The organism is Streptomyces sp. NPDC111606 (genome assembly GCF_055656945.1).
Window position 1 is genome coordinate 186,267 of sequence record NZ_JBVKBY010000006.1, and the last position, 17,785, is coordinate 204,051.

The 17,785-nt window shown below is 70.1% G+C and carries 17 protein-coding genes; 5 read left to right on the plus strand and 12 right to left on the minus strand.

Annotated features, from left to right (window positions below):
- Position 1 precedes the first annotated feature (1 nt).
- From ACZ7M7_RS22390 to ACZ7M7_RS22400, 3 genes are all read right to left on the minus strand, one after another.
- Positions 2 to 1,051 (minus strand): amidohydrolase family protein, encoded by a 1,050-nt coding sequence (locus tag ACZ7M7_RS22390; protein ID WP_472119552.1) that lies wholly within the window; start codon positions 1,049 to 1,051, stop codon positions 2 to 4.
- Positions 1,052 to 1,187: 136 nt separating this feature from the next.
- Positions 1,188 to 1,976, minus strand: a complete 789-nt coding sequence (locus ACZ7M7_RS22395; RefSeq protein WP_472119555.1) for a 2-keto-4-pentenoate hydratase — start codon at positions 1,974 to 1,976, stop codon at positions 1,188 to 1,190.
- On the minus strand, positions 1,973 to 2,629 hold the full coding sequence (locus tag ACZ7M7_RS22400; RefSeq protein WP_472119558.1) for a TetR/AcrR family transcriptional regulator: 657 nt from the start codon (positions 2,627 to 2,629) through the stop codon (positions 1,973 to 1,975). Before ACZ7M7_RS22400 ends, ACZ7M7_RS22395 begins: the two co-directional genes overlap by 4 nt.
- Positions 2,630 to 2,756: 127 nt before the next feature.
- On the opposite strand from ACZ7M7_RS22400, the gene ACZ7M7_RS22405 reads away from it, so the two are divergent.
- From ACZ7M7_RS22405 to ACZ7M7_RS22415, 3 genes are read left to right on the plus strand one after another with little or no spacing between them, the layout of a single operon-like run.
- The gene (locus ACZ7M7_RS22405) at positions 2,757 to 4,388 is read left to right on the plus strand and encodes a bifunctional 3-(3-hydroxy-phenyl)propionate/3-hydroxycinnamic acid hydroxylase (RefSeq protein ID WP_472119561.1); all 1,632 of its coding nucleotides are present in this window, start codon (positions 2,757 to 2,759) and stop codon (positions 4,386 to 4,388) included.
- Positions 4,385 to 5,257 (plus strand): alpha/beta fold hydrolase, encoded by an 873-nt coding sequence (locus ACZ7M7_RS22410; protein ID WP_383623260.1) that lies wholly within the window; start codon positions 4,385 to 4,387, stop codon positions 5,255 to 5,257. Before ACZ7M7_RS22405 ends, ACZ7M7_RS22410 begins: the two co-directional genes overlap by 4 nt.
- Entirely contained in the window at positions 5,254 to 6,276 is a 1,023-nt protein-coding gene (locus ACZ7M7_RS22415; RefSeq protein WP_472119564.1) for a VOC family protein, read from the plus strand. The genes ACZ7M7_RS22410 and ACZ7M7_RS22415 overlap by 4 nt, the downstream gene beginning before the upstream one ends.
- 107 nt (positions 6,277 to 6,383) lie before the next feature.
- On the opposite strand, the gene ACZ7M7_RS22420 is transcribed toward ACZ7M7_RS22415, so the two are convergent.
- The 9 genes from ACZ7M7_RS22420 to ACZ7M7_RS22460 all read right to left on the minus strand — a co-directional run bounded on the left by ACZ7M7_RS22420 (position 6,384) and on the right by ACZ7M7_RS22460 (position 16,566).
- On the minus strand, positions 6,384 to 10,361 hold the full coding sequence (locus tag ACZ7M7_RS22420) for a non-ribosomal peptide synthetase (protein ID WP_472119567.1): 3,978 nt from the start codon (positions 10,359 to 10,361) through the stop codon (positions 6,384 to 6,386).
- Positions 10,358 to 11,329 carry a hypothetical protein gene (locus ACZ7M7_RS22425; protein ID WP_472119570.1) on the minus strand — a complete coding sequence of 324 codons (972 nt, stop codon included), beginning with the start codon at positions 11,327 to 11,329 and terminating at the stop codon, positions 10,358 to 10,360. The genes ACZ7M7_RS22420 and ACZ7M7_RS22425 overlap by 4 nt, the downstream gene beginning before the upstream one ends.
- On the minus strand, positions 11,329 to 11,994 hold the full coding sequence (locus ACZ7M7_RS22430; protein WP_472119573.1) for a 4'-phosphopantetheinyl transferase family protein: 666 nt from the start codon (positions 11,992 to 11,994) through the stop codon (positions 11,329 to 11,331). Before ACZ7M7_RS22430 ends, ACZ7M7_RS22425 begins: the two co-directional genes overlap by 1 nt.
- 50 nt (positions 11,995 to 12,044) lie before the next feature.
- Positions 12,045 to 12,749: a 3-oxoacyl-ACP reductase FabG gene (gene fabG, locus ACZ7M7_RS22435; RefSeq protein WP_383604482.1), complete on the minus strand. Its 705-nt coding sequence runs from the start codon at positions 12,747 to 12,749 to the stop codon at positions 12,045 to 12,047.
- Positions 12,750 to 12,756: 7 nt separating this feature from the next.
- Positions 12,757 to 12,969 carry an MbtH family protein gene (locus ACZ7M7_RS22440; protein WP_383604479.1) on the minus strand — a complete coding sequence of 71 codons (213 nt, stop codon included), beginning with the start codon at positions 12,967 to 12,969 and terminating at the stop codon, positions 12,757 to 12,759.
- Positions 12,953 to 14,416, minus strand: coding sequence for an MATE family efflux transporter (locus tag ACZ7M7_RS22445; protein WP_472119577.1), 1,464 nt, complete (start codon positions 14,414 to 14,416; stop codon positions 12,953 to 12,955). Before ACZ7M7_RS22445 ends, ACZ7M7_RS22440 begins: the two co-directional genes overlap by 17 nt.
- Positions 14,413 to 14,658 (minus strand): hypothetical protein, encoded by a 246-nt coding sequence (locus tag ACZ7M7_RS22450; RefSeq protein ID WP_472119580.1) that lies wholly within the window; start codon positions 14,656 to 14,658, stop codon positions 14,413 to 14,415. The genes ACZ7M7_RS22445 and ACZ7M7_RS22450 overlap by 4 nt, the downstream gene beginning before the upstream one ends.
- Before the next feature lie 67 nt (positions 14,659 to 14,725).
- A complete protein-coding gene (locus ACZ7M7_RS22455) occupies positions 14,726 to 15,796 on the minus strand; it encodes an aminoacyl--tRNA ligase-related protein (protein ID WP_472119584.1) in 1,071 nt (356 codons plus the stop codon).
- Positions 15,796 to 16,566 carry a 2OG-Fe dioxygenase family protein gene (locus ACZ7M7_RS22460; protein ID WP_472119587.1) on the minus strand — a complete coding sequence of 257 codons (771 nt, stop codon included), beginning with the start codon at positions 16,564 to 16,566 and terminating at the stop codon, positions 15,796 to 15,798. Before ACZ7M7_RS22460 ends, ACZ7M7_RS22455 begins: the two co-directional genes overlap by 1 nt.
- A gap of 29 nt (positions 16,567 to 16,595) precedes the next feature.
- Between ACZ7M7_RS22460 and ACZ7M7_RS22465 the strand changes: the two genes are divergently transcribed.
- Both ACZ7M7_RS22465 and ACZ7M7_RS22470 read left to right on the plus strand, forming a co-directional pair.
- Positions 16,596 to 17,555, plus strand: coding sequence for a 4'-phosphopantetheinyl transferase family protein (locus ACZ7M7_RS22465; RefSeq protein ID WP_472119590.1), 960 nt, complete (start codon positions 16,596 to 16,598; stop codon positions 17,553 to 17,555).
- Positions 17,539 to 17,784, plus strand: coding sequence for an acyl carrier protein (locus tag ACZ7M7_RS22470; RefSeq protein WP_383604461.1), 246 nt, complete (start codon positions 17,539 to 17,541; stop codon positions 17,782 to 17,784). Before ACZ7M7_RS22465 ends, ACZ7M7_RS22470 begins: the two co-directional genes overlap by 17 nt.
- Position 17,785 lies beyond the last annotated feature (1 nt).

The following is a 17,785-nucleotide window of genomic DNA, read 5'->3' on the forward strand; positions in this document are numbered from 1 at the left end:
CTCAGTCGGTGCGGGGCTGGACCAGCTTGAAGACGAGGCGGGCGGCGGCTCGCTGTGCGGACAGGCGCAGGCGGGCCGGCAGGGGGCGGGACCGGGTCGGGGCGGGGGTGCCGCCGGCCAGGCGGGGGAACAGCGCCTCGGCATTGGTGCGGTTGACCGCGGCGAGGGTGCCGGGGTCGACGCCGGTGTCGAGGCCGGCCGCGAAGTACTGGCCCGCCGGTGCCGGCGCGAACGGCCAGTCGCTGCCGAACAGGACGTGTCCGGGACGCGCGAAGGCCAGCAGGGTGGGCAGGGCGGCGGGGCTGGAGGACAGCGCGGTGTCGAAGTAGAAGCCGCGGAAGTCGTCCAGGATGTCGCGGGGGCTGCGTCCGATGTCACTGGCGAGGGCGACGGCCATGCGGTGGGAGGCGTACGGCAGGAAGCCGCCGGCGTGGCTCAGCACGAACCGGATGTTCGGGTGGCGGCGCGGGATGCCGTTGCGTACGAGGAGGTGGGCGGCGCGGGTGGTGTCGAGGAGGAAGTCGGCGGCGAACGGGGGAATGCCGTCGACGGCGGGGGCGGGGAGGTCGGCCGGGTGGACGAACACGACGGCACCGTGCTGGTCGAGGACCCGCCACAGGCGCTCTTGTCCCTCGCTTCCGAGGTAGGAGCCCCGGTTGTTGGCGAGCAGGGTGACCCCGTCGGCGCCCAGCTCGGCCAGAGCCCGCTCGGCCTCCTTCGCCGCCGCTTCGACGTCGGGCATGGGCAGCGTGGCGAACCAGCCGAGGCGGGTGGGGTGTTCGGCGGCGACGCCGGCGGAGAAGTCGTTGAGCCGCCGGGCCAGGCCCGCCGCCTCGTCGGGGTCGGTGAGGAAGCCGGTGCCGGGGGTCGACACGGAGAGGAGCGCCGTCTCGGTGCCCAGCAGGTCCATCGCCTCCAGCGCGGCATCGGTGCTCCAGCCGGGCAGGGCACGGCCGCCCGCCTCGGTGATACCGGCGTTGGCGAGGGCGTCGCGGTAGAGGGGCGGAACGAGGTGCTGGTGGACGTCGATCCGGCGGGGTGCGGTGGTCATGGGGCGGCTCTCGGCTTTCTCGGGGGGCGGGTCTGTTTCACAAGCGGTCTGTTTCACAAGCGGTCGGTGCCGCAGGCGGTCTCTGCACGGAAATGGACGAATGCCTCAGCCGTCCAAGGAAGTTCCACGGCCGCCCTCACACGAAGGTCACCGACACCGGCCCCAGGCCGTCGAACCGCGCCTCGATCTTCTGACCGGCCCTGACGAAGGGGGCGGTGGTCATGGCGCCGGGCAGCACGACATGGCCGGGTTCCAGAGCGGCGCCGAACGCGGCGAGCGCGTCGGCCAGCCAGGCGACCGCTGCCGCGGGGTGGCCCAGCACCTCGCGCCCGCTGCCCGACCCGGCCAACTCGCCGTCCACGATCAGGTCGGCGGTGACGGCGGCGAGATCGGGCACGTCCCGGACCGGGATCCAGGGGCCGCAGACGAGGCCGGCGGAGGAGGCGTTGTCGGCGACGGTGTCGACGAGGGTGATCCGCCAGTCCCGGATCCGGCTGTCGACGATCTCCAGCGCGGGCGCGACGGCATCGGTCGCACTGAGTACGTCCTCTACCGTGACGCCGGGCCCGGACAGCCGCTCGGCGAGGTGGAAGCAGATCTCCGGTTCGATCCGGGGCCGGCAGTAGTGCGCAGCGAAGACCGGCGCACCGTCACGGTGGACCATGTCGTCCAGCAGATGCCCGAGGTCGGGTTCGTCGACGCCGAGCAGCCGCCGCATGGCCGGGGACGTCAGGCCGACCTTGTGCCCGATGACCGTCGCCCCGTCGGCCAGCCGCCAGGAGACATTGTCGCGCTGGACGGCGTAGGCGTCTGCCAGGTCGAGGCCGGGAAGCCGGGCGGACAACGGGTCGATCGGCACCGCGTGATGCTCCGCCTCCCGCAGCAGCCGGGCCGCCTCCTCGCGCTGGACGTAGGTCAGGCTCATCCCTCGCTCCTCCCCGCCATACGGACCGCCGCGTCGTGGACGAGCCGCGCGTGCAGCTCGAACATCGCCACCAGGTCGACGCTGTCGCCCTCCACCTCGCGTTGCACGAACAGCCCGTCGGCACAGGCCACGGAGTACGTGGTCAGGATGCGGACGGCGTCCTCGTCCAGGGCCGGGAAGAGGGTGCCGATCATGTCCGATATCCGCTGCCGGGAGAGGTCACGGACCTGGAGGAACACGGTGCGTCCCCGGCGCTCGGCAGGTCGCCGCTCCAGGGCGAGCATCAGGCCGAGACGCAGGAAGTCGGGGGCGTCGACCAGGGACTTCGCCACGTTCGCCGCCATCGCCATGACCCGCTCCAATGGTGTGCCGGCGTCCTCGTCGGGCAGTTCGACGGCCGCCAGCCAGGCTGTGAAGCTGCGCTCGATGACCGCCGCGATCAGGTCGTCCTTGTCCCTGAAGTGCCAGTAGATCGAGCTCGCGGGCAGCCCGCACCGGGCGCTGACCGTCGCGATCGACGTGCCCTCGTACCCGCGCTCGCCCGCGATCTCGACGGCGGCGTCGAGGATGCGCTGCCGCGACTCCAACCCGTTCGCACGCTTCTTGCGCGCCGCCTGCGGCCCGGTGTTCGACCTGGTCTGCGGCCTGGTCATGGGAGACGCCTTTCCCGTCGTGCCGGCACTTGACCGTCCCGGACACCGAGCTTACCGTAGCGGCCATTCCAATTGGAGTAAACGCTACAACAAAGAGCCGCGACAGGGACGACAGTGAGGTGGCCTGGTGAGTGGAATCAGTGCCGGGAGCAGGGCCGAGGACAGAGCCGACCAAGACACGTACGACGTGGCGGTGATCGGGTACGGGCCGACGGGGGTGACCGCGGCGAACCTGCTGGGCGCGGCCGGTCTGCGGGTCGTCGTGCTGGAGCGGGACGCCGAGATCTACTCCCGGGCCCGGGCGATCTCCACCGACGAGGAGGTCCTGCGGATCTGGCAGCGCGCCGGCCTGGCCGAGCGGCTGAAGCCGGACATGCTGGCCGACCGGCCGCTGGACTTCGTCGACGCGCGGGGCCGCACGATCCTCAGCGCGCACCCCACGCCGCGGGGCCACGGTCACCCGCCGCAGATGTTCATCTACCAGCCCGCGCTGGAGCAGGTCCTGCGTGACGGCGTCGACCGCTACCCCAACGTCGAGGTGCTGCTGCGGCACGAATGCCTGCGACTGCGCCAGTCCGCGGACGGCGCCGGGGTGGAGCTGACGGTGGCGGGAACGGCCGACGACTCCGTACGGCGGCTGCGTGCCAGGTACGTCATCGCGGCCGACGGCGGCTCCAGCCTCACCCGCGCACAGCTCAACGTGGGCTACGAGGGACGGACGTACGAGGACCGCTGGGTCGTCATCGACACGAAGATGATCGAGCCGTGGCCGGACCACGACCGGCTGCGCTTCCGCTGCGACGCGGGCCGCCCGGCGGTGGACTGTCCGACTCCGCTGGGGCACCACCGGTGGGAGTTCCCGATCCTGCCGGGCGACGACGAGGAGCACCTGACCACCGACGAGGCGATCCACGCGCTGGTGTCCCGGTACGGCATCGGCAAGCACCAGATCGAGATCCTGCGGGCCACCGTCTACAGCCACCACGTCCGCTTCGCCGCCCGCTTCCGGGTGGGCCGGGTCTTCCTCGCCGGTGACGCGGCCCACGCGATGCCGCCGTGGATCGGCCAGGGCATGGCGGCCGGGGTGCGTGACGTGGCCAACCTGTGCTGGAAGCTCGACGCCGTGCTGCGCGGCGAGTTGCCCGAATCGGTGCTCGACAGCTACGAGACGGAACGCAAGCCGCACGTCAAGGAGATCACCAAGCGGGCGGTGTTCGTCGGCCGGATCATCACCGAACGGCGGCTCGCGGTCACCCGGGTCCGGGACTCCGTGCTTCCGCTCCTGAACCGCGTCCCCGGCTTCGCCCGCCTCCTGCAGGACTCCCACTGGATCCCCGCCGCCCACTACGCCGAGGGCCTGCAGGCCCGCCCCCGCACCAAGGCCGCCGGGCACCAGATACCCCAGCCCTGGGTGACCGGCCCGGACGGCACCCGCATCCGCCTGGACGACGTACTCGCCGGGCGCTGGCTGCTCCTGCACGGCGAACCGCCCACCCCGCAGCCCGCGTGGGACCGCTGCGGTGTCCCCTCCCTGACCGTCCTGCCGGCCGGCTCCCGTCCGGCGCCGGGCGCGGTCGTCGACGACGAGGGCGTGCTGCTGCCCTGGATGACCGAGCGCCGCGCCACCACCCTCGCCCTGCGCCCCGACGCCTACGTCTACGCCGCCGCCCCCTCGGGCGCCCAACTCCCGCCGCCCCCGGCCGGGTTCGCACCGGCATCGCGTACGGCCACCTCGACCGCCACCCAAGGAACGCCATGACCACACCCACCGCACCCCCGCCGATGCGGGAACGGCTGCTCGACGTCCACGGCAGGAAGATCTTCGTCGCGGAGACCGGCGACGGCCCGCCCGTCCTGCTGCTGCACGGCGGCGGCCCCGGCGCCTCCGGCGTCTCCAACTACACTCGCAACATCGCCGAGCTGGCCGAGGAGTACCGGGTCATCGTCCCCGACCTGCCCGGCTACGGACGCAGCACCAAGGGCGTGGACGGCGCCGACCCGTTCGGGCACCTCGCCGCCGGCATCCGCGGCCTGCTCGACGAACTCGGCCTGGACAAGGCCCACCTGGTCGGTAACTCCTACGGCGGCGCCTGCGCCCTGCGCCTCGCCCTGGACACGCCGGACCGCGTCGCCCGCATGGTCCTGATGGGCCCCGGCGGCATCGGCACCACCCGCGCCCTGCCGACCCCCGGTCTGAGCAGCCTCCTCAACTACTACGCCGGAGACGGCCCTTCGCGCCCGAAGCTGGAGAAGTTCATCCGGAACCACCTCGTCTTCAACGCCGCCGACGTACCGGACTCCGTGATCGACACCCGCTACGAGGCGAGCATCGATCCGGAGGTGATCGCGGCCCCGCCGCTGCGCCGGCCGTCCGGCCCGAACGCGCTGCGCACGCTGTGGAAGATGGACTTCACCCGCGACGCCCGGCTGTCCCGGCTGCCCGTGCCGACCTTGGTGCTCTGGGGCGCCGCCGACAAGGTCAACCGGCCTTCGGGCGGCCGGATGCTGGCCGACCGCATGCCCAACTGCGATCTGTACGAGGTCGCCAACACCGGGCACTGGGTGCAGTTCGAGCGGGCCGAGCTGTTCAACCGGATCTGCGCCGACTTCCTGGCGGGCCGGCGATGACCACGTACCCGGGGCATGACGCCCCGTCCGTCTTCGGCGCGGTCCACCTCGGCTACCTCGTCGTCGAGACCAACCGCTTCGCCGACTGGCGCCGCTTCGGCACCGACGCCATCGGCATGCACCTCGACGACCTGGACACCGGCCTGCTGCGCTTCCGCATCGACGACCAGGAGTGCCGCTTCCTGCTGCGCCGGGGCCCGGCCGAGGATGTCGTCGCCATCGGCTGGCACCTCGACGACCACACCACCTTCGAGCAGATCGAGGCCCGCGTCCGCGCCCACGGCGTCCCCGTCGTACAGGGCACCGCCGAGGAGGCGAGGCTGCGCGGCGTCGAACGCCTCCTGTGCTTTCCCGGCCCCAAGGGCATCACCCAGGAGATCTACACCACCCCGGTGATCTCCCCGGAACCCCTGCGGATGCTCGCGTCCGGCTGGGTCACGGGCGACTCCGGCATGGGCCATGTCGCCATCACCTCGACCCGACCGAGCCTGATGCGCGGCTACTTCACCACCGTCCTCGACGCCCGCCTCACCGACTACATCGACGAGACGATCAGCGGCGTCAAGCTCAAGATCCGCTTCCTGCGCGTCAACGAACGCCACCACTCCATCGCCATCGCCGCCGTCCGCGGCCTGCCGATCGACCCGGTCCGCACCCGCGTCCAGCACCTCAACGTCCAGGCGGCCACGCTGGACGACCTCGCCCGCAGCTACGACCGCGTGCACGAACTCGGCTTCGACATGGCCCTGTCCGTGGGACAGCACACCAACGACAAGGAGCTCTCCTACTACGCCCGCACCCCCTCGGGCTTCGAATGGGAGGTCGGCTGGAACCCCCTCGTCATCGACGAGACCACCTGGCAGCCCAGCACCCACCAGGGCATCAGCATCTGGGGCCACACCCCGGTCGGCCGGACCATCGTCGACAAACTCGACCAGTTCCGCCTCGGCGCCCGCTCCCTGACCCACCCGGAGCGGACGGTCCCGGCCCTCAGCGGCAGCGGGATCCCGGACGACTGACCATGGCGGCGGACGGGGGTGCCCACCTCGTGAGCGCCCCCGTACGGGGCCGGTTCGGACAGTTTCCGCAGTGTGCGCTGCAGCGGATCAGGGCCGCGCCCGCGAACTCAGCCTGCAACGTGGGCTGTTGGAGGCCGCGTGGCGGTCCGATCGGCCAGTTCGTCCAGGGTCGCTGCCAGGACCGTGCCGATCTCGGCAAGCGGACCGGGCTGCATGAGGCCGTCGTGGTGGCCGGCCACCACGACGTTCTCCAGGTGCCCGGTGACGTGCGGGCGCCAGGCTTCGTGAGTGGCGCCGTTGACGGGACGGCTGTGGTCCGCGGTGAAGAAGAGCAGGTCACCGTCGAAGCGCCGGTCCAGCGGCTCCTGCAGCAGCTGGACATGGCGGGTGTAGAGGTCAGGCAGCGCGGCGAGCGTCTCGGACCCGAAACTGGACACCGTGCTGTCGGCGGCCTTGAGCCGTTCGACGAACTGGGCGCGGCCCAGAGTGCCGTCGCCGAAGCCGGCCGGCGTGAGCCCCAGACTGGTCAGCAACTCGGCCAGCAGGTCCGGCTCGTCGAGGGAGGCCGCCAGCTCCTGCCACTCGGGCGGGAAGGAGTCGAGCATGGCCAGCAGCGCGACCTCCTCGCCCTGCTCCCGCAACCGGGAGGCGATCGTGTGTGCCACGTTCCCGCCGAACGACCAGCCGAGCAGATGGTAGGGGCCGGCGGGCTGGACCAGCCGGATCCGGTCGAGGTACTCCTCGGCGAGCCCGGCCATGGACCGTGCCGTGGGCCGCCCGGCCAGACCGGGGGCCTGCAGGGCGTACAGCGGCTGGTCCGGGCCGAGATGGCGGCTGAGTCCCGCATAGGACCACGCGATGCCGGTGGCCGGGTGGATACAGAACAGCGGGGGACGGCTGCCCCTGGTGCGCAGCGGAAGCATGATCTCCGGCTGTTCCCCACCTGGAACGGCGCTCAGCACGTCGCCGAGCCGGGCCACCGTGGGAGCCTTGATCAGGTCGCCGATCGACAGCTCGGCGCCGAGCGCGTCGCGGATCGCCACGACAAGCCGCATGCCGAGCAGGGAGTGGCCGCCCAGTTCGAAGAACCCGTCGTCGATGCCGACCGAGGGGACGCCGAGCACATCGGCGAACAGCGTGCAGAGCAACTTCTCCTGCGGCGTGCGGGGCAGGCGCCCCTGCTCCAGTTCGGCCCCGGCGGCCGGTGCCGGCAGCGCCTTCGCGTCCAGCTTGCCGTTGGCCGTCAGCGGGAGCGAATCGACCGGGACGAACGCGGTGGGCAGCATGTACTCGGGAAGCGCGGCCGCCATGTGCCGGCGCAGCGCGGCGGGGTCGGCGGGCGGTCCGTCCGCGATCACATAGCCGACCAGCCGTCGGTCGCCCGGCCGGTCCTCGCGCACGACCACGGCGGCCCGGGCCACCCCGGGGGCGGAGCCGAGCACCGTCTCGATCTCCCCCAACTCGATCCGGAATCCCCGGATCTTGACCTGCTGGTCGGCCCGGGCGACGAACTCGAGCTCCCCGTCCTCGGTGTGGCGTACCAGGTCTCCGGTGCGGTACATCCGCGTCCCGGCGGGGCCGTGCGGGTCGGCGACGAAGCGCTCCGCGGTCAGCCCCGGGCGATCCAGGTAGCCCCGGGCCAACCCGGCGCCTGCCACGTACAGTTCGCCGGTCACGCCCACCGGGACAGGCCGCAGCCGGTCGTCCAGGACGTAGCAGCGGGTGTGGTCCAGCGGAGTGCCGATCGGGATGGCACCCCGGTAGTCATGGGGTGTGCGCAAACGATGGCCGGTGGCGAAGGTGGTGGTCTCGGTCGGGCCGTATCCGTTGTTCACAGCAGTGCCGGGGCACGCCTCGGCGACCCGGCGCATCGCGACCTGCGACGCCGCCTCGCCGCCCGTCCAGATCTCGCTGAGCAGGGCCAGCGTCGAAGTGCCCTCCTCGGCGAAGAGGTTGAACAGGGAGGTGGTGAGGAACGCGGCGGTCACGCGCCCCTCGCCGATCACCTTGCCCAGCACCTCGAGGTCCAGGTCGCCCGGGGGTGCCACGACCACTTCGCCGCCCGAGAGCAGTGGCACCCACAGTTCGTATGTCGAGGCGTCGAAGGCGAGCGAGGAGTGCAGCAGCACTCGACGGTGGTCACCGGCGGCGAAGGCCGAGTCGGCGGCCAGCTCGGCGACGTTGCGGTGGGTGACCGCGACCCCCTTGGGGGTGCCGGTGGAGCCGGACGTGAACATCACGTAGGCCAGCCCGTCCGGGTGGGCGGGCGGCCGCGGTGCGGCGGGCGCCACGGGGGAGCCGTTGTCCGTGGACAACAACTCGGCAAGCCCGAGCACCTTGCAGGCCTCAGGGAGGTCCAGATCGCCGATGGCGCGGTCGGTGATGACGAGGGGCGGCGCGCAGGTCCGCAGGATGGTCTCGATCCGGGACTTCGGGTACCGGGTGTCGAGCGGGACGTAGGCGCCGCCGGCCATCAGCACGCCGAGGACGATGGCCACAAGGTCGACCGAGCGGTCGAGGAAGAGCACCACGGGGGTCTCGTCCCGTACCCCCTCCGCGGCCAGACGACGCGCCAACTCCGTAGCCTTGGCGTCCAGTTCGGCGTAGCTGAGCATTTCCTCGCCCATGCTCACGGCCGGGGCGTCGGGGGTGCGGGCGGCCTGTGCCCGGAACAGTTCGGGGAGTGTGCCGGCGGTGGGCGGGCGGTCCATGGTGCGCCACCGGTCCTCGAACGCCTGCTCCTCCGCCGCGGTGAGGAGGGGCAGTTCACCGATCGCCGCGCCGGGCGCCGCTGCCGCGCACTCAAGGAGCCGCACCAGGTGCGCCGCCACCCGCTCGACCGCGACCGCCTCGAACAGGTCGCTGTCGTACTCGAAGTACGCCCGTACAGCGCCCGCCTCCTCTACGAAGCTGAGCATGACGTCGAAGGCCGCGGTGGGGTTCGGCAGCGGGCGCCGTTCCATCGCGAGGCCGCAGGCGACGGTGCCGCTGTCGCCGTGCTCCCAGTGGTTGATCACCATCTGGAACACCGGATGGCGGTCGGCCGCGCGCGGCGGGTTGACCTCCTGGACCAGCCGGCCGAACGAGGTCCCCTGGTGCCGCAGCGCCTTGACGACCTTGGAACGCACCTGCTCGACCAGCGCGTTGAAGGAGGTGTCGGGCCCGATGGCCACGCGCACCGGCATGGTGTTCACCAGCAGGCCGACCACCTCGTCGGTGCCCGGCGCCATCCGGCTGGACAGGGGCACGCCGAGGACGAGGTCGCTCTGCGACGTGTAACGGTGCAGCAGGGTGAATGCCCCCGCGGCGAGGGCCATGAACAGGGTCGCCGAGTTCTGCTGCGCCAACTCGCGTAGCCGCCCCGTGAGTTCGGCCGGGATGTCCTGGCGGTGGGTGACCGCACGGCGGTCCCGGTCCGGCGGCGGGGTGCGCATGAAGGGCAGCTGCAGCGGCGGCGGTACGGTCCGGAACTCCTCCAGCCAGTACGCCAATGACCGCTGCGCGCGGGGCCCGGTGGACCGCTTCTGCTCCTGGAGCACGTACTCCTGGTAGCTCAGGCGGGGCGCGGGGACGGGGGCCGCCTCGGCCCGGGCCCCGTACAGGGCGGCGAACTCGCGGGCCAGGACGTCGCAGGAGGCGCCGTCCGAGACGATGTGGTGCATGACGAAGAGCAGGACGTGGCGCTGCTCCGCCGAGCGAAAGAGCGTCACCCGGAACAGCGGCCCCTCGTCGAGCCGGAACGGCTGCTCCTGCTCTGCCGCGATCAGCCGGTCGAGCGCCTCTTCCGCTGCCTCGACGTCGGTGAACTCCGACGGCACGGCCGCCGCGACGAGTTGAATCGGTTCGCCCGACTCCGCCACCACGCGGGCGCGCAGCGCGGCGTGTCGGCCGATCAGCTCCCGCAGTGTCCACGTCAGGCGGGTGCGGTCGAGAGTGCCGTCGAGGTGAAGGGCGAAGGACACGTTGTGGGCGCTGGGCCTGGCGCCCTCGACGAACCACAGGCCCTCCTGCGCGGGCAGCAGCGGCAGCCGCTCCTCGCCCGGGCCACCCGGGCCACTCGGTGCGGTGTTCGTGGCGGTGCTCACGCGAGTTCTCCCCAAAGACGTGCCGTGACGTCGTCCAGCACGGCGAACCGCTGGTTCAGGCGTCCCATCACGGCGTCGGAGCCGGTCGCCTCGTACCGCAGGGCGAGCACTCCAAGGGCACGCCAGTGGCGGATCGCCTCCTCGCAGAGTTCCTTCGCCGCATCGGACGCGCCGGCCGCATCAAGAGAGCGGCTCATCAAGGTCAGGCTCGGCACGGAGTAGAGAACCGTGCTGTGGATGAAGAGCCGCCTGACGCCGAACTCGGTACTGCGGTCGGGGTCGGCGAAGCACTCCACGCAGAGCCGCTGATATTCCTTGATCGCTTCGCGGAAGCGGTCCTCTTCCGCGAAGCGCCGGGCCTGCTCGCGCAGGCTCCCCTGCAGCCCGCCGCGGCCCTCGGCCGGGACCGTCCCGGTGACCACGTAGAAGAAGCCCATGCAGTCGTGGGCGTCGCTCTTGATGCGGTCGCTGATGGCCTTCTCGAACTCGGCGAAATCCAGCCGGGCCCGGCAGCTGAAGCGTTCCGCGTCGACCACCATGCAGTCGAATACCCGCAGGTCACTGAGGTCTTCGGCGACCTCGTCGATCACTATGGAGTGCAGATAGGAGCTGGTACGCCCATAGACCTCGGCATAGCCCAGGTGGGAGGTGTTGACCCAGACGACCACCCCGCCGAACCGGTCGACCAGCCCCTTGAGTTGGCTGCCGACATCTGCGTACGAGATGGGAACGGCCTGGAGCTCAAACCCCGTGCGGCGCATGCCGAGAAGGCCGGCCTCTTCGACCGGGAAGATGTACTCGGGGTAGCCGGATTCGTCCAGACCGGCCTGGAAGAGGTAGGCGTCGCCCCGCTCGAACAGGCTCTGTTCGGCGATGGGGTGGCCCTTCATTCCGGCCAGGGCGCTGAAGCTGCCGGTGAAGCAGTTCACGGCGAATTCGGGGTACTGCTCGATGATATGGCTGTCCATCAGGGCCCTCCTGGCCTGTCGTCGGGGATCGGCTGTCCGTACGGCCCGTCCCCCGCACGGAGAAGAGTGAGCGGCTGCTCCGAGACCCCGGCTGCGACGGCACCAGAGTCCCCGGCGGTCCACTCGCGCACCCGCCGACCGGCGCCGGCGGCGCCGGATCCTGCTGTCGTGGGCCCGAGCAGGGACCCGTGTCCCGCCTTCACCAGCGCCTCCTTGCGGACCCAGCGGCGAAGGAAGGCGAGTGCGGGGTCGGGTGCCGCGTCGACGGCGGCAACCTCCTCGGGGGCGAGGACCCGCTCGGCCAGGCGCCGGTCGTAGCGGAAGCCGGCCGTGGTCTCCACGTCGACGCCGACGACCGACCAGCCGGCGGCGGCGGCGACAGTTCCCCTGGTGTGCGAGAGGCTCACCGAGAGGCCGGGGTGGTCCCGGACGAACGGCTTCCCATGGTCTGTGGCCCCGCACCCGGGACACCGCTGGTCGATCACCAGCGACCACGGTGGCACCTGGGCGAGCCGGGCCGCGCAGATCCGCACCAGCAGGTGTGCGGCCACATAGTCGAGCCGGTCCCTCTCGACGAGCAGCGCGGCGCGGGCGCTCTCCAGGGGGGTCAGCACCGATTCGTACGAGTCGGCACCGATGCCGTACGAGGTCGTGCCGCGGAGCACGCTGCGGCTGTCCTCGACCATCATCAGCGGGGCCGGGGGCGAGGCCGTGTTCAGTGGCCCATGCCCATGCCGCCGTCGACCGGCAGGACCGCCCCGGTGATGTAGCCCGCCTCGTCGCTGGTCAGGAACTCCGTTGCGGCGGCGACCTCGGCGGGCTGTGCCATCCGGCCCATCGGGACCCGGCCGAGCAGCTTGCCCTGCTGCTCGGCGGAGAGCACCGCCACCATGTCGGTGTCCGTGAGCCCCGGCGAGACGACGTTCACCGTGATGCCGCGACCGCCGAACTCCCGGGCCAGGGAGCGCGCCATCCCGATCAGCCCCGCCTTGGAGGCCGCGTAGTTGGCCTGCCCCGCCTCGCCGGAGAGGGCCACGACGGAGGAGATGAAGACGATCCGCCCGAAGCGGCTCCTGATCATGCCGCGGGCGGCGTGCTTGGCGGCCAGGAACGCCCCGGTGAGGTTGGTCCGCAGGGTGGCCTCGAAGTCCTCCTCCGTCAGGGAGAACAGCAGCCCGTCCCGGGCGATGCCGGCGTTGACCACCAGGACCTCCACGGGGCCGTGCGCCTCCTCGGCCTCCTTGACGGCCCGCTTGAGGTCCTCGGAGCTGGTCACGTCGCACCGCACGGGCAGCGTCCCGGGCGGGCAGTCGCCCGTCCGGTAGGTGGCCGCGACCCGGTCGCCGCGCTCGGTCAGACGCTGCGCGACAGCTCGGCCGATCCCTCGGTTTCCGCCGATCACCAGAGCGGAGCGTGACAAGGTTTCCTCATTTCACAGACGGGCGAGAAGCGGAAGAACGGGGCCGCATGTCGGTCCAGTGCCGGTCGATGCGCTCGACGCACTCTTGACGGCCGGCCGGGCCGAAGGCGACCTGCCAGCCCGCCGGCACCTCGAGGTGCTCCGGCCAAAGGGAGTGCCGGCCCTCGTCGTTGACCAGAACCAGGGTGGCCCGATCCGCGGCGTCAAACGGGTTGGACATCGCCCTCCGCGCCTCTCTCCGTACCAGGCTTCGCATCGGACTCGGAAGCGGGCGCCGAATCCGGCTGCGGCTGCACGAGCCGGTTCTCGCCTGACGCGGCGGCCCGCCGGATGCGCCAGAAGTAGAGCGCGCCCATCACACCCTCGAAGAGCGAGTACACGACCCAGATGAGCACCAGAACACCGGACTTGTCCTGGTTGAGCAGCGCGATGACCAGGATGGTCGGCACGCTCAGTACCCAGACGACCCCGATTCGGGTCAGGAAGACGAAGCGGGGGAGCCCGAAGCTCTCCAGTACGGCTCCGCCGAACATGGAGAACATGAAGGCCACCGAGTACATCCAGAGCACGCGCGAGGTGTCGACCGCCGTGTCCATCGTCGCCGGGTCGGCGCCGTCGAGGCCGAACGGGGAGAGCAGCAGGGTGGGCAGGAAGATCTGGAAGAAGGCGACGGTCAGGACGTACACCGAGCCCACCGCCACGGCGGCCCGCAGGATGTGCGGCACCCGGTCGTGCTTGTTCTCGCCGACGGCGTTGCCCGACAGGATGCTGCACCCGATGCCCAGGCCGATCAGCGGGATGATCGCCACGTAGTTGAGCGACAGGGCGATGTTGTTGGCGGCCAGCGCGACCGGTCCGAGGATGCCGGCGATCCACACGAAGGACGTGTGGCCCATCTCCTCCAGACCGCTGGAGCCACCGGACGGTGCACCCTTGCGCAGCCGCTGCCCGATCAGCGTCGCGACCTTGCGGACGCCGTTGCCGAACAGCCGGCTGAAGCCCGCGTAGAACGTGCGGGGCAGGCAGACCACGTACCCGACGAACATGACGGACACGGCGATGAAGGTGGCGATGCCGGAGCCGCGCATGCCGAGTTCGGGCAGCCCGAAGTTGCCGAAGATCAAGCCGATGCACATGAGGACGCCGACAGCCTGGCCGATCAGGCCGACCACCATCGGCACCCGGGTCTTACGGGTGCCGTTGAAGTACGAGGCCAGCGCCATGTTGAGGGTCATCACGGCGCCGAAGCGGACCGACCACTCCAAGAAGACCGACTCCAGCGCGACACTGCCGGCAGGCCGGTTGCTGAGCTCGGGGATCCTGGTGATCAGCGGGGTGGCGAGCAGCATCAGCACGGCCAGGCCGACGGCGAGGATTACCCCTGCGGCGCCCTCGTCGACGGTCCCTTCGCGGTCGCCGCGGCCATGGGCCTGGGCGACGTAGGAGCGTGTGATGCCGGCGATCCCGGTGACGAACATGATGATCGTCATGCCGGTGAAGACGGCCGGGCCGGAGGCGATGAGGGTCGCCTCCGAGTAGCGGGCCAGCGCGATGCGGTCGACCAGCATCATCACCAGGTTGCCGGCCATGCCGAACATCAGGGGAAGCGACACCTTGACGACTTCACGTGCGATGGACAGGTCGACCCAGGTCCGCGGCGCCTTCATTCCGAGGCTTCCGCGACCAGCTCGGTGACACTCTTCACCAGGTTCTCGCAGGAGGTCAGGTCGAAGGGGAAGACCTCCCCGACCTCGAGCACCGTGTCGAGGCGCTCCTCGACCGCGACCAGGAAGCGCATCTGGTCGAGCGAGCTGACGATGATCTCGGTCGGGTCGGAGTCACCGGGGACGTCCCGGGCCGCCGCCAGCTGCGCGAGCAGTTCGTCCACGAGTACTGCGATGTTCTGCATTGCCAAGAATCCCTACAGGTATGGGTGAGTGGCGCACCCCTGCCGGTGCGCCACTCGGCAGAGTCGTTCAGGGAAGCAGGTCGTACGCCTTGAGCGCGTACGCGAGCCGTTCGAGCCCGATGCCCGCGCAGCAGGTCGCCTGGACCTTGCCGCCCTGGCTCAGCTCGAAGGAGTCGACGAACGCCGCCCCGTGCGAGTTCACGCTGGCGACGGAGAGCTCGCCGTCCTGCATGGGGATCCGCACCTCGAACTTGCTGCCGCTCATCAGTTGGGCGTTGCGCGTGAGGGTGGGGTCGTCGCCGAAGAAGGCGTCGGACGCACTGACGATCCGGTGCGGAAGGCCGAGTGCCGCGAAGAGCTCGGTGTACGCCTCGATGAGGCTGTGGAAGTACTTCTCCACTTCCTCTTCCGTGCCCATGCCGACGAGTTCGTACATGGTGAACTCGGCGAGCCGGGTCGCCGAGTGGTTGTGCGACTCGTGGCGGAACACCGGGCCCTCGATGCCGAACAGGCCGACCGGGTGCCGCTCCATCAGCGTCTGCGCCTTGGCGTACACGTGGTAGCAGGTGACCGGGTTGAGGACCATGTCCGACGCCACGTAGAACGACGCCAGCGCCTCGTCCTGACCGGGCCGGAGCTGGGCCACCGAGACGCCGTCCCAGTAGTCGGACCTGATCCGGGAGACCGCGTTCACCAGGTTCGGGAACTTGCGGTAATACCCGGCCCTGACCAGGACGTCACGGGAGATCAGCGCGGAGCCCCGCAGCTGCGGCACGTCGAACCGGGCCGCCAGGTGTCCGCGCACCAGCGCACGGGTGGCCTCCATCGCGTCGGTCCACTCGGGTCCCTGGAGGTACGCCCCGGGGCCGACCTCCATCCGGTCGTCGTGCGGCAGCCCGCACCGGGCGCCCGGCCGGCCGCCGTTCTCCGCCACGGTCTTGCCGGGCACTACGCGCTGACCTCGCAGGAAATGCCGTACGACATCCCCCAGCTCCTTCTCGGAGAGGTCCGCGGGCACACTGACGGTGAATCCCGGGGCCGTCTCCTCCACGGTCGCGTCGCCGTAGAAGAAGACCAGCGCCTTCCGCAGCTCCTGCAGCGCCGACTCGTCGGTCGCCCGGGCGTGGTGGAAGCGCATCAGATGAGCTGCCGCATCGGAACGAAGTCGGTGAGGAGGATGGCGCGCTCGCCCGGACCCTCGCCGTCGCTCTTCCTGATCGGACCGACGTAGTGGCTGACCAGCTTGTCGGTGACGCCGTACGCCTCGAGCGGGCGGGTCAGTTCGAAGGAGGCCATGACCTCGTCATCGGGCACCTGGTGCGGCTGCATGCCGCGGTACTTGGGCGGGGCGATGACGTTGTCGCCGCCCTCCGCGTTGCGCCGGTACATCAGATGGGCGAAGACGAACGGCTCGCCGTCCTGGTGCAGTTCGTTCGGGGACGAGACAGCTTCGCCGCCGTCCTCGTCGATCGAGAGCTTGATCAAGTGCACACCGACATGCAGCGGCCACACCGCGTCGACGTCGTTCCAACGGGTCTGCTGGAAGTCGAAGTCGATGATGTCGAGCAGGAGTTGGTTGTTGCGGGCCCGCTCGCTGATGGCGGGGAGGTTGCGCACCACGCCCACGTACTCGGGGTTGTGGTTGCCCTGGTAGTACCCGTTCATTCCGTCGCGCGACTGGTCCTCGGTCGCCGGAATCCAGCTGAACTCCTTGGACCACGGCAGGTAGAGACCGCGGGCGTAACGGCGATAGCGCCCGGAGCCCGCTGCGTACGGGTCCTCCGGGAGGTTGTCGTACTCGCCGGCCAGCGCCTGGTAATTGCTGTCACTCTCCGAGATGCCGAAGACGTCGGCGAGGTTCCACTTGGCGAAACCATTCTTGGAGAGTTCCGATTCCAGTACGGACACTGTGTAAATCCCCCTAGATTCACAATCATTTGAACCGCCGCAAGAAGATCACAGCCCATCGAATTCTGCAAACCCTGTGTGATCTTGCCCACCGATCCGGATGTCCGGTTGGTGTGATTTGCTGGAATGGCGGCACCGGGATACGCATGAACCGACATCCCGAGGATTGGACATTTGGGTGCAAACCTCACCCGGAACTCGGTGTGTGCACGTTCCACACACCCTCGAACTGCTGGTACGGTGACGAGGCGTCAGGCGTTCCTTGTGATACACCTGATTTGCGTAAACGTCGGGGGACACAGTTGATTCAAAGCATTCTTCCCGTGGGGGCGTTCGGGGAGGAACTCTTCGTTGACCTGCCAGCAGCGGGCCTCTATGCTGTCGAAGCTGCCGCGCTGGGTGCAGTATCGGATGGACGGCGAATGGAGTTCGCCTCGGTCCGGCATTGCGCGAGACGGGCGATGGCCGGGCTCGGCCTTCCGGCGGCACCGGTCGTGCCGTCTCCGGATGGCGCGCCGCAGTGGCCCGCCGGGGTCGTGGGCAGCATGACCCACTGTTCCGGCTATCGGGCCGCGGCGCTCGCCCGAAGCTCTGACCTGCACAGCATCGGCATCGATGCGGAACCTCACGGTCCGCTGCCCGACGGGGTCCTCGCCAAAGTGGCGCTTCCCTCGGAGCGTGCCTTGCTGCACGAGCTCACTGCCGGAGACCCCCGCATCCACTGGGACAGGGTTCTTTTCACCGCGAAGGAATCGACGTTCAAGGCATGGTTCCCGCTGGCCCGAAGTCCACTCGGGTTCAATGGCGCGGAAATAACCCTGCACCCGGAACGGGGTACATTCGAGGCCCGTCTCCGCGTACCGGGGCCGCTCGTCGGAGGACGCGAAATCGACAGGTTCCACGGGCGCTGGACCGTTGCGGACGGTCTTGCCATATCGGCGATCACAGTTTCAAATATTGAGGGGATTTCAGATGTCGAACACGATTGACTCCAGGATTTCTGATGTTCTGCGCAGCGTTGCCGAGCGCGACGACTCGTTCGAAATTTCCGGTGAACAGCGCCTGAACGCCGACCTTGGAATTGACTCGCTGAAGTTCATCGATGTCATCGTCCACGTCGAGGCGGCATTCGACATCGAGCTCGGCGACGACTTCTCGCGCGACCTGGTGACGGTGGAGGACCTCGACAAGTACATCGCGGGCATCGCCGCCAAGTAAC